Consider the following 11,679-nt stretch of genomic DNA (forward strand, 5'->3'; position numbering starts at 1 on the left):
TGCAGTTGCACGACGCGCTGCAGCAGGACAAGGAGGACATGCGCGCCGAGGTGGTCGCCGAAGCCGGCGCGCCGCTGGGCATGACGTACATCGCTCAGCTGGAGTGGCCCCTTGCGGACGCGATCCGGTGGCCCGCGCAGCACATCTCCGAGTTCGCCTGGGAGCGGCAGCTCGAGCAGGGCGCGCTGATGGGGGTGCCCTACGACCGTGTCGTCGTGAAGGAACCGATGGGAGTCGTCGGGGCGATCACGCCGTGGAACTTCCCGATCGAGATCATCAGCAACAAGGTGGGCCAGATTCTGGCTACCGGTAACACGATGGTGCTCAAGGCGCCGATCGAGACACCGTGGACGGCGCTGCGATGGGGTCGGATCATCGCCGAGAAGACCGACATCCCAGCCGGGGTGGTCAACATCGTCACCGCGTCCGACAACGACGTCGCCCAGCGTCTGGTGACCGATCCGCGCGTTGACATGATCTCCTTCACCGGCTCGACCGCCGTCGGTGAGCTGATCGGTCGGCTGACGGCCGCAACCATGAAGCGCAATCTGATGGAATTGGGCGGCAAGTCGGTCTATCTGCTGCTCGAGGACGCGGACCTTGCGACGACGGTGCCCGGGTGCATCGGCGCACTCATGCACTCCGGCCAGGGTTGTGCTCTTACCACTCGAATACTGGTGCCGCGCAAGCACTATGACGAGGCCGTCGAGATGGCCACCGCGACGTTCGGTGGCGTCACAGTCGGCGATCCCAGCGACCCGGCCAACTTCTGCGGGCCACTGGTGTCGGCCAAGCAGCGCGACCGCGTCATGGAGTACATCCGGGTCGCCAAGGAGCAGGGCGCTCGGGTGACGGTAGGCGGCGGCAAGCCCGAGGGTCTGGACCGCGGATATTTCGTCGCCCCAACGATTCTCGCCGATGTCAGCCCCGCGCATCGCGTGTTCCAGGAGGAGATCTTCGGACCCGTCGTCACGATCACCCCCTACGACGGTGGTGACGACAGCGCCGTGGAGATGGCCAACAACTCGATCTATGGATTGGCCGGAACAGTGCTCGGCGACCCCGAACGCGCCATGTCCGTGGCCCGGCGCATCCGCACCGGATCGGTGAACGTCAACGGCGCCATCTTCTACGGCGCCGACGCACCGTTCGGTGGTTACAAGATGAGCGGCATCGGCAGGCAGAACGGTGTCGAGGGGTTCGAGCAGCACTTGCAGACCAAAGTCATCGCGTACTAGATCTCCTCCGAAGCGAAGGAAGCAATGTCAGACATTCTCAGCGGAATCCGTGTCGTCGAGCTGGCGGCATGGACGTTCGTTCCCGCCGCCGGCGCCGTGCTCGCCGACTGGGGCGCCGACGTCATCAAGATTGAGCATCCCGAGACCGGTGATCCACAGCGAGGGCTGATCAGCTCGGGCATCGTGTCCGGGGCGGGCGGCGTCAATCACTTCGTCGAGCAACCGAACCGCGGCAAGCGCAGCATCGGGCTGGATACCTCCACCCCGGAGGGCCTCGAGTTGTTGATGAAGCTGATCGAGACCGCCGACGTGTTCGTCACCAACTTGTTGCCAGACTCCAGGCAACGGATGGGGATCGACGTCGAGCAGGTACGGGCACGCAACCCCAAGATCATCTACGCCCGCGGCCACGGCTACGGCACCAAGGGTGATCTGGCTGCGCAGGGCGGTTTCGACCTCGCCGCCTACTGGGCGCGCGGGGGCATCGGCGACGCCTATTCAGCGGGTGACGGTTCTTACCCGCCGATTCAGCGGCCGGCGTTCGGCGACTCCTACGGTGGCCTGGCCATCGCGGGCGGCATCGCTGCGGCACTGGTGAAGAGGGAGCGCACCGGTGAGCCGTCAGTCGTCGACGTGTCACTGCTCAACGCAGCCGTCTGGCAGCTCGGCCCCGATATCGTCGGCGCTGGCGTCACCGGTCAAGACATTCCGAAGTTCAATTTGGACGAGATGCCCAATCCCGTCGCCAGCATCTACAAGACCCGCGACAACCGGTTCATCGCGTTCGTTCTGTTGCAGGCCGACCGGTTCTGGTCGGACTTCTGCACACGATTGGATCGCACCGATCTGATCGCCGACGAGCGGTATGCCAGCGCGGCAGTGCGATTCGGCAACCGCAAGGAGTGCATTGCCGAGATTCGATCGGCCTTCGAATCCGAGGACCTCTCCCACTGGGAGAAGGCCTTCGCCGGATTCGACGGAGTCTGGGACGTCATGCACACCGCGCACGAGGTGCACAGCGATCCGCAGGTGATCGCCAACGGCTACCTACCGCGTGCGACGAACACGGGCGGCATCGAGTTCGCCTTGGCTGCCAGCCCCGTCCAGTACGACGAGACGCCGCTGGAGCTGGACCGCGCTCCCGAACATGGCGAGCACACCGACGCGCTGCTCGCCGAACTCGGCTTCAGTGAGGACGAGATCATTCAGTTCAAGATCGACTCGGTAGTGCTGTAGTGGCGTCGGAAGACCTCGCCCGGCGCTTCCTGCACGTCAACCTCAACTGCGAGTCGCTGGACGCCACCGAGGGGCTGTACGCAGGCCACCTTGGCCTCTCCGCCCGGATGCGGACCGATCCCGAGGTCGCGACCGACGGCAGCATTCTCGGGCTAGACGGCGAAACATATTGTGAGACCTCGTTTCTCTATGACTCGCGTGGTGGGCGGGGAGGTTGCGCACTGGAGGCCATCGAGTACAGCAGCCCGCAGCTGCGACGCGATCCGAGCGGCGATCCCACTCGACCAGGCATTCGGTCGGCGTTGCTCACCGTTGCGGACCTCGATACCACTGTCGCGGTACTGCGCGACGGCGGTGTCACGCTGAGCGAACCCGTCGAAGGTCTGATTTCGGGCGCGAGGTCAGTGCTCGCTATCGACCGGGATGGCGTCGTCGTCGAAATAGCCGAAGCTCCAAGCGAGAAGCCGGGTGCGCTGTTCTCCGGCGTTCGCATTGCCGCCATCGACGCGGTAGCGACGGGCGACTTCCTGACCGGGATCGGCTTCACCGAGGTGACGGCGCCGACGTCGGCGAAGGTGGCCGGCGAGCAACTCGCACCCGGCGGGTCTGCCGATCCGGTGGAATGCGTGGTGGCGCGGTACGTGCTCGCCGAGGATGCCCATCAGTTCAGCCTCGCCGTCGTGCAGCATCCGGATACCCGTGGCCAGAAGCCGGTGCCATGGGGCGGTAACCGTCAAGGTCTCTACCGGTGCGCCTTACGCGTCGAAAACACCGAGAAGGCAATGAGTTTGGTGCCGGACTTCGTCGAAGTGATGGGCGACCCGGTGTGGTGCCCGTTGCCGGGAACCAAGATCGAGGGTCTCTACATCGCCTTCCTGCGTTCTCCTGACGGGGTGGTATTCGAGTTCGTCGAACGGCCGCTGAGCTTCTTCACCCGCTGAGACTGCAACCACCGCGCAAGCGTCTCGGACTTTCCCGCGGTAGTTGCAGTTTCGTTGAAGTGTCGGTGGCGCGTGCCAGCGTAATCGCATGGGGGACGCCTTCCGAGGCACCGAGGCGATGGCCAACGGTGAGCTCACCGAGTACGCATTGCGACGCTGGTATCGCCCGATCTTTCGCGACGTCTACGTTCCGAAGCAGCATGCCGCATCGGTCCGCGACCGCACCCACGGAGCGTGGCTGTGGTCGAAGGGAAGGGCGGTCATCTCGGGTGTAGCTGCCGCGGCGTTGCATGGTGCGGAGTGGGTCGACGACGACATCCCGATCGAGCTCCTGCTGAACTGCACCCATCCTCCGCGGGGCATCGTGGCGAGAAACGAGACCATTGCCGACGACGAGAAGATGTACATCGGCACACTGCCCGTGACCACCCCCGCGCGGACCGCGTTCGACCTCGGCAGGCACCACGCGCGCGGCCAAGCGCTCGCACGACTCGACGCCCTGATGCGGGCCCGGCCGTTTTCGATGGAAGACGTGATGTTGCTGGACAAGCGTTACCCAGGCGCCCGCGGCGCGCGCCGCTTGCGCGAGCTGCTCCCCTTGGTCGACGGCGGCGCGATGTCCCCGAGGGAGACTCGGCTGCGCCTCTTGTACATCGACGCGGGCTTTCCCAAACCCACCACGCAGATCCCCGTCGTCGACGAACGCGGGCGACACGTCCGCACGCTCGACCTGGGGTGGGAGGAGTTCATGGTCGCCGCCGAGTACGACGGGGATCAACACCGCACGGACCGCGTCCAGTACGTCAAGGACCTCAGAGTCTGGCCAATCCTCCAACACCTGGGCTGGGACGTCACACGCGTCATCAAGGAGGATCGTGACGCCGACATCACCGCCCGCACCCATCGGGCAATGGTGGCCCGCGGCTGGGAACCGTGAGCGCACGACGAGACTGAAGCCGCCGTGTGGGCTACTCGAATTTCTCCGCGTCAGTTGCAGTCTCGGTGGAGAGGGTCACTGCCCGGTCAGTCCCCGTGGCGATGTCCCGTACAACCAGCTGACAGCCTGGCCGATCTCCGAAAAGGACAGCGAAGTATCGTCTTTGGCGTGATAGGCGCCAGGCGCCTCGGTGAAGCCCTCGATACGGGTCAGCTTGGCGCCGCTGATGCGCAGGATCTGACCGGTCAGCCAGGATGACTGCGAGGATTGCAGCCAGGCGACCACGGGGGAGCTGCGGGCGGGGTCCAGCGCGGGATCGTCGGCGCGGGCGCCGAATACGCCTTCGGTCATCCGTGACATCGCCAGTGGTGAGATCGCGTTGACCGCAACGCCGTAACGCTGCGCTTCCATCGCGGTCACCACGGTCAGGTTGGCGATCGCCGCCTTCGCAGCGCCGTACGCGCTCTGCCCGACGTTGCCCCACAGGCCGGCGCCCGACACCGTGTTGACGATGTGCGCGTCAATGCGATTGCCCGCCTTGAACTGTGTCCGCCAGTATTCACAGGCGTGTTTCGTGACGGCGAAGGTGCCCTTGAGGTGTACGGCGATGACGGCGTCCCAATCGGCCTCGCTGGCGACGGCCACCATGGAGTCGCGAAGGATTCCGGCGTTGTTGACCACGCCGGTCAGGGACCCGAAGGTGTCCACCGCGGTGGAGATCATGTCGGCGACGTCATCCCACGTCGACACCGAACCGGTGTGCGCGACCGCCTTACCGCCTGTCGCCTCGATCTCGGCGACCACGTCGGCCGCCGGACCTTCTGCGTCCGCGCTCGTACCGTCCCGCCCGACGCCTGGGTCGTTCACGACGATTGCAGCGCCCTGCCTTGCCAATTCGAGACAGTGCCCGCGGCCGATGCCTCGCCCGCCGCCGGTGACCAGAACGACCTTGCCGGTCAAGGGGCCTTCAGACATCGATCGTCATCTCCTTCATCGAGAGAATAATTCAGTGATCAGCGCGCGTCGCTGCGACCAGTCGGCGGCACGCAGGTCGACGTGTCCGCGCTCGGTGACGATGACGTCGACGTCGTGGGCGGGGGTGGAGGCGGGTCGGCTGAGCTGCTCCACCAGGGGTGAACGGCCGTTGGTCGAGGACGGGACGGCGATGATCGACAGGCCGCCGCTGCTCATCCGTGCCGCTGCGCAGTAGTCGGGATGTCCGCCGATCCCGCCGAATACCTTCTCGCCCACACCCTCGACGTTGATCTGCCCGTACGGATCGATCTCGATGGCGGTGTTCACCGCGATCAGAGGCACCCCGTGCGACAACCGGGTGAGATCGTGCGTGTGTTCAATGCCATGCAGAATCGGGCGCCCATCGGCCCAGTCGTACAGCGATTTGCTGCCAAACAGGTACGTCGCCGAGGGTAGGCCGACCAGCAGGCCGTGCCGGTCGAGGTCGACGACTGCGTCGGTGAGCATCCCGGTGTCGATGCGCAGTGGCACCGTTGCTCGGCGCAGCAGAGCGGTGCCGAGTTGTCCCGGACCGTACTGCACTCGCGCGCCCTCCGGGACCAACCGCAGGACCTGGTCTGCGAGCGCGTCGTGAATGGGTTCGGGCTCGCGCTGCGGTACGTGGACCAGGCCGCCGCGCACCGCGCCGAGCACCTCGACCTCGGACGCATCGAGCGCGGGCCCGGCGGCCGCCGCAGGGCCCTGCGTGTCGATCACACCGAGAGTCCTTGCACCGCGGTCGAACACCGTGCGTTGCCACGAGACCTCGCTACCGAACTGCAGTACTGCGTCGCGCTGAACCAGCCGAGTGATCAGCACGTCCGGTTGCAGCACGTCGGTCAGCAGGGTTGGGATCGCGGCGAGTCGCGTCGGCAGAAAGCGGGCCCGTGGATGGCGCAACACGTCCCGCAGGCCCCATCCGGGCATCAGCGCGATGACTTCGGTGAACGCGTCGACGTCGAGGCCCTCTACTGGCGCCGGGAGCCAGCCCAGCACCAGTGATACCGAGCCCACGTCGCGCGCGACCTCGGTGAGTACCGCACCCACGGGCGTCCCGTCGTCGAGGCACCGCAGCACACCGACACCGTCGCCGAGCGCCACCGTCATCTCCGGGCGCAACACGTCGCGCAGCGCAGCGGTCAGCCCGGGCCGAGTTGTCACAGAACTCATTTCGGAAGTCCGAGCACCCGTTCGCCGAGGATGTTGCGCTGAATCTCGCTGGTGCCGCCCAAGATCGTCTGCGCTCGCCCGACCAGCATCGCGTGCACCAGCTCGGCGCCATCCGAGTCGTCGCCAGGATCTACGCAGGCATCGGTACCCAGCACTTCGGTCGCCATGTCACCGAGGTCGCGGTCGGTCTCCGAGGTCATCAGCTTGAGCACCGAAAACGCCGACGAACCGGTGTCGCCGGCCTCGATGGCCCGCTGCCAGGTGAAGCGCAACAGCCACATTCGGCTCCACAGCTTGGTCATCGACCGACTCAGCACCGGATCGAGCAGATCGCGATCGCGCGCGGCCTGCATCATCCGCTCGTGAAGCTTGAACATGGACACCGCCTGCGAGCCCAGCGTCAGCCGTTCACGACCGAGCGTCACCATGGCGATCGTCCAGCCCTGGCCGGCTTCGCCGATGAGCGCGTCATCGGCGAGTTCGACCTCGTCGAAGAACACCTCGTTGAACTTGCTCTCGCCGTCGAGCTGGGTGAGCGGTCGCACCGTCACCCCTGCGGCGTCCATCGGCACGATGAACATGCTCAGGCCGCGGTGGTTCTCCGGACCCGTCCTGGCCAGCAGCAAGCCGTACCTGGCGGAGTTCGCCGCGGAACTCCACACCTTCTGGCCGTCGATGCGCCAGCCGTCGGCGGTCTTCTCCGCCTTCGTGCGCACGCCTGCCAGGTCCGAGCCTGCGCCCGGCTCGGAGAAGAGTTGGGTCCAGACGTCGTCACCCATGCGGATCGGCTCAAGGAACCGAGCCTTCTGAGCATCAGTGCCGAACTTGATCAGAACTGGGCCGACGAGGTCGATCGCCGTGATCCCGAGTTGTCGCGGAACGCCGGCGCGGGCGCATTCGTCGGCGAAGATGGCCTGCCGGGTGACCGAGGCGTCCTGGCCGCCGTATTCGACGGGCCAGTGCAGGCACACGTGTCCGTGCTCGGCCAGGTATCTGTGCCAGGCCCGGCCAGGCCCTACGTCGGCGTCAGTTGGGGTGGGCCCGTAGTTGCGCAGACCGGCCGGCTTCTCGGCATTCTCCAGAAACGACCGGATGTCGGACCGCAGCGTCTCGGTGTCCTCGGCTACCGGCACGTCACTTCCCGTCGAGGGAGGTGACGTGCGAGCACAATGCGGCGAGCATCGGTGCCTCCTCGTATTCTACGTGTCAATCCGAGAAATATTTAGCTATATCGATTGGGGAGTCTAGGCGCGCCGATCGTGGCCAGCAAGCGAGTCACGAAAGGTTGGTCAGTGATGCCAACCGGTCCCAGTGCTGGGCTGGGGCCCCGAGCACCACCTCGTCCGTCCGCGCCCTCCTGAAGTAGAGGTGGGCGGGGTCCTCCCAGGTGAAGCCAATGCCGCCGTGAATCTGGACGTTGGCGGACACCGCGTCGCGCAGCGCCTCCGAGCACACCGCCTTGGCCATGCTGGCGCGCCAGTCCGACTCGCCCGCCGCGCTAGCGTCTTCAGAGCCGTCGAGGGCCTGCAGCGCGGCCTGCGACGCCGACCGCGCCCACTCCAGATCGACCAGCATGTCGGCGCACCTGTGCTTGATGGCCTGGAAGCTGCCGATCGGCCTGCCGAACTGCTCGCGGGTACGCGCATAGGCCGTCGCGATCTCGAGCACCCGTTCGCACGCGCCGACCTGCTCCGCCGACAGGACGGCCAGCGCGACATCGACGTTGCGTTCGACGACGGCGTCGATGGGACCTGCACCAGAGAGTCGGACCGCGGCCGCCGCGTTCAGCGTGACGGTGGCCATCGGTCTGGTGCCGTCGAGCACGCGTTCGGCTTCGGCGGCGACGCCGTCGGCGGTGGTGGTATCGATGAGGAACACCGCTGGTTCGCCGTCCTCTGCGGTGGCGGCGACGACGAGGTCCTCGGCGGCAGTGCCGCCGAGGACGTGGCGCACGGTGCCGTCTAGGTGCCAGTCCTCGCCGGTGCGCGACGCGATCAGCGCCACCGCCGATCGACGCCACAGCCCGCCGTCCCCGGTCAGCGCCGCGGCAGCGGTGCGCCGGCCTTCGATTAATTCCGTGAAGCGCTTCTCGGCGTCGGGGTCGTGCTCGGTGAAGTCCAGAAGCAGGCCGGTGGCCAGCACCGCAGAACTGACGAACGGGACCGGAGCCAGAGCGCGGCCCAGTTCGTGGGCGACCACGCCCAGTGCCGACGCGCCGTAGCCCGCGCCGCCCAGGCGCTCGGGCAGCGCGATGGCCGCCACCCCGACCTGGTTGCACAGCACGTCCCAGAGCGCGGTGTCGAAACCGGGTTGCTCACCTGCGCTACCCGCGGCGCCCTCGCCGTAGGCCACGGCGCGTACCCGCTCCTCCGGCGACAGCCGCTCACAGACGGAGCGCACGGACTGCGCGAGTTCCCGACGTTCGTCTTCTTCCAGTGCCGTCAACGGGTCTCTCCTGCGATCTGTTGGGCCAGTGCGGACTTGGCGACCTTACCCAACCCGGTCAGCGGGAACTCTTCGACGAGGACGAGCCGCTCCGGCCACTTCTGCTTCATCAGTCCGCGTCCTTCAAGGAACGTGCACAGCTCGTCGAGGGTGACGTCGCGGTGCCGCTGCGAACGCCGCACGACCGCGCAGACAAGCTCGCCGCGTAGTTCGTCGGGCTGGCCGAGCACGGCGATCTCGTCTACCAAGGGATGGCCCAGCAGCTCGTTCTCGATCTCGTCCGGCGCGATGTTCTCGCCCTTGCGGATGATCAGATCCTTCGACCGCCCGGTCACCACGATGCGCCCGTCGGGACGCAGATGGCCCCGGTCCCCGCTGCGGAACCAGCCGTCCGTCGTCACGGCTTGGTCCCACTGCCCGGATTCGACGTAGCCCGGTGTCAGATTGCCGCCGCGCAGCTCTATCTCGCCGGTCGGACCGATCCGGACCTCCGAGCCCGGGATCGGTCGTCCCGCGCTGTGTGCCAGCTGCTCGTCGGTGTCCGCTGCCTCGCTGACACAGATCATCGGTGCCTCGGTCATCCCATAGGCATGTACGACGGGGACCTTCAGGTGCTCGCGCACCTGCCGGTGTACCTCGGGCGGGCACGCGGCGCCGCCGCCGATCAGCATCCGCAACTCCGGCATCAGCAATTCGGTTGTCGGCGCGGCCATCTGGGCCGATAGAAGCATTTGGTAGAACGCGGTGCTGGCACCGGTCACCGTCACCCGGTGTTCGGCGAGCAGTCGCGGCAGGTCATCGGCGGCCACCTTGGGAATCAAGAGCACGGGGAAGTCGCCGAGCAGGGCGGCGGCGAGGTACACCATGCCGCCCACGTGTGCGATGGGGAAGGCGATTGTGCCGACCTCCTGAGGATGGCTGCCCAGTCCGATGTGCGCGACGTAACCGCGTGAGGCGCTGAGCAACGTCGCATCGCGGTGGCGCACGCCCTTTGGGCGGCCGGTGGTGCCGGAGGTGAAGTACACCCAACTCGGTTCTGCCGCCGTATGCGCTCGGCCCAATTCAGGGTGCGGTGAGCGCATCGAGGTCTGCAACTGCTCGACGAGGTCAGGAGGCACGATGACGGTGCGCACCCCTGCTGGCGTATTGGCGACCGTCGATTCGTCGACCAGCAGGATGTCAGCCTTGGCGACATCGACCGTGGTGCACACCTCGCGGGCTCGGTAGAGGTGCAGCACCGGGGCCTGGACGACGGGCGTGCGGGCCAGTGCCAGCATCACCACTGCCGCGTTGACGTGCGAGGGCAGCTGCCAGCCGACCGTCATTCCCTGGCGCACGCCGACATCCCACAGCCATCGAGTGGCCGCCGACGAGAGCGCGGCGACCGCGCTGACCGTCAGCGTCACACCCGAGATATCGCGCAGCAGTGGACGATCCGGTCGGCTGGCGGCACACTCGTCCAGCAGACCGGCGATGGTGCCAGCCGTCACCGCATGACGGTCAGTCAACGTCAGCTCAGCCGTGTACCGGGCGTGAACTTGACGGGCAGTTCCCGCACGGCGTACACCTCACCCGCGTCCTCGAACATCTTCGGCTCCGCGGCCAATTCGAAGTCGGGCAGCCGCTCGAGGATCTGGGTGATCATGACGTCGAACATCATCTTGGCGTAGTGCGAACCGAGGCAGCGGTGCATGCCCACGCCAAACGCCATCTGCTTCTTGGCATTCGGGCGTGACAGGTCCAGCTCGTCGGGGTCCTCGAACATCGCAGGGTCGCGATTCGCCGCCGCCCACATCAGGATCGCGCGATCACCCTGACACAGAGGCTGTCCGTGGAAGTCGGCATCGCGCGAGACGGTGCGCGCCAGACCCAGAGTCGGCGTGTACAACCGCAGAAGTTCGTCAGTGCCCTTCTTGACCAGACTCGGGTCATCGATGAACTGCTGGCGCAGCTGGGGATCCCGGCACAGCCGTAGCAGCACATTACCGGTGAACCCGCTGGTGGTATCCATGCCACCGAGCATCATCAAGACGGTGTACATGGTGATCTGACCGTCATCGAGCGGTTGGTCGTTCAACGTACCGCGCAGGATGTCGCTGAACAGCTCGTCGCCAAGGCCTTCGGCTCTCCGCTGCTCCATGTGCTTGACGATCTCGCCGAACATCTCCATGCCGGCCATCCCGGCCTTCTCCGGATCGTGCGCGCGATCGTGGACGGTGCTGTGCACCCAGTGCACCCAGTCCATGTGACGTGACTCGTCGAAGTTCAGCAGTCGCAGAATCAACCGGGCGGGCAGCGGGGTGGTCAACTCGGCAACCAGATCGCATTCGCCGCGCTCGATGAACGCATCGATCGCCTCGTTGGTCATGTCGGTGGCGGCCTGTCGGAACCGCTCCGCAGATCCTGGCGAGAACCGTTTGAGCGTGACCTCGCGTAACTCCTGGGTCTCCGGAGGGTCCGACTCGATCGGCAGGATTGGCAGCGGCAGCTCGCTGGCGGGCACACCAACCGACGGATAGGAGTTGAACAGGCCGTCGTCGCGCGCGGCCTCGAATACCGATGCATAGTCGGCAAGCGCCCAGAAGCCCTCGTAGTGGTCGGAATGTGCCACCGGACAGCCTGATTCACGCATGTCGCGGAACCTGGCGTGTGGGTCCTCCCGGAACTCGGCCGAGTGGTGGTCGAGGTCCACCTCGGC

Annotated in this window: 10 protein-coding genes; 4 read left to right on the forward strand and 6 right to left on the reverse strand. The window is 66.4% G+C overall.

Going from position 1 to position 11,679, the window contains the following annotated elements:
- From ACRDUX_RS13805 to ACRDUX_RS13820, 4 genes are all read left to right on the forward strand, one after another.
- On the forward strand, positions 1-1,238 hold a 1,238-nt coding region (locus ACRDUX_RS13805; RefSeq protein ID WP_526414593.1), incomplete at its 5' end, for an aldehyde dehydrogenase family protein.
- A 24-nt stretch (positions 1,239-1,262) separates the two neighbouring features.
- Complete coding sequence (locus tag ACRDUX_RS13810; protein WP_526414594.1) at positions 1,263-2,474, forward strand: CaiB/BaiF CoA transferase family protein; 1,212 nt, start codon at positions 1,263-1,265, stop codon at positions 2,472-2,474.
- Positions 2,474-3,415, forward strand: a complete 942-nt coding sequence (locus tag ACRDUX_RS13815) for a VOC family protein (protein WP_526414595.1) — start codon at positions 2,474-2,476, stop codon at positions 3,413-3,415. The genes ACRDUX_RS13810 and ACRDUX_RS13815 overlap by 1 nt, the downstream gene beginning before the upstream one ends.
- A gap of 88 nt (positions 3,416-3,503) precedes the next feature.
- The gene (locus ACRDUX_RS13820; RefSeq protein WP_526414596.1) at positions 3,504-4,352 is read left to right on the forward strand and encodes a type IV toxin-antitoxin system AbiEi family antitoxin; all 849 of its coding nucleotides are present in this window, start codon (positions 3,504-3,506) and stop codon (positions 4,350-4,352) included.
- A gap of 75 nt (positions 4,353-4,427) precedes the next feature.
- On the opposite strand, the gene ACRDUX_RS13825 is transcribed toward ACRDUX_RS13820, so the two are convergent.
- The 6 genes from ACRDUX_RS13825 to ACRDUX_RS13850 all read right to left on the reverse strand — a co-directional run.
- A complete protein-coding gene (locus ACRDUX_RS13825) occupies positions 4,428-5,327 on the reverse strand; it encodes an SDR family NAD(P)-dependent oxidoreductase (RefSeq protein WP_526414597.1) in 900 nt (299 codons plus the stop codon).
- Positions 5,328-5,342: 15 nt separating this feature from the next.
- Positions 5,343-6,536, reverse strand: coding sequence for an acetyl-CoA hydrolase/transferase C-terminal domain-containing protein (locus ACRDUX_RS13830; protein ID WP_526414598.1), 1,194 nt, complete (start codon positions 6,534-6,536; stop codon positions 5,343-5,345).
- On the reverse strand, positions 6,533-7,669 hold the full coding sequence (locus tag ACRDUX_RS13835; protein WP_526414599.1) for an acyl-CoA dehydrogenase family protein: 1,137 nt from the start codon (positions 7,667-7,669) through the stop codon (positions 6,533-6,535). Before ACRDUX_RS13835 ends, ACRDUX_RS13830 begins: the two co-directional genes overlap by 4 nt.
- A gap of 142 nt (positions 7,670-7,811) precedes the next feature.
- The gene (locus tag ACRDUX_RS13840) at positions 7,812-8,981 is read right to left on the reverse strand and encodes an acyl-CoA dehydrogenase family protein (protein ID WP_526414600.1); all 1,170 of its coding nucleotides are present in this window, start codon (positions 8,979-8,981) and stop codon (positions 7,812-7,814) included.
- Positions 8,978-10,471, reverse strand: coding sequence for a class I adenylate-forming enzyme family protein (locus ACRDUX_RS13845; protein ID WP_526414601.1), 1,494 nt, complete (start codon positions 10,469-10,471; stop codon positions 8,978-8,980). The genes ACRDUX_RS13840 and ACRDUX_RS13845 overlap by 4 nt, the downstream gene beginning before the upstream one ends.
- A 20-nt stretch (positions 10,472-10,491) precedes the next feature.
- A partial coding sequence (locus tag ACRDUX_RS13850) for a cytochrome P450 (protein ID WP_526414602.1) occupies positions 10,492-11,679 on the reverse strand: 1,188 nt, incomplete at its 5' end.

This window comes from Mycobacterium sp. (genome assembly GCF_050701675.1).
In the GTDB taxonomy this organism is placed as follows: domain Bacteria; phylum Actinomycetota; class Actinomycetes; order Mycobacteriales; family Mycobacteriaceae; genus Mycobacterium.

Excerpts from the sequence above, each read along its gene's own strand:
- ACRDUX_RS13810 (WP_526414594.1), top strand. The coding sequence starts at position 1,263 with ATGTCAGACATTCTCAGCGGAATCCGTGTCGTCGAGCTGGCGGCATGG.
- ACRDUX_RS13820 (WP_526414596.1), top strand. The coding sequence starts at position 3,504 with ATGGGGGACGCCTTCCGAGGCACCGAGGCGATGGCCAACGGTGAGCTC.
- ACRDUX_RS13825 (WP_526414597.1), bottom strand. The coding sequence starts at position 5,327 with ATGTCTGAAGGCCCCTTGACCGGCAAGGTCGTTCTGGTCACCGGCGGC.
- ACRDUX_RS13830 (WP_526414598.1), bottom strand. The coding sequence starts at position 6,536 with ATGAGTTCTGTGACAACTCGGCCCGGGCTGACCGCTGCGCTGCGCGAC.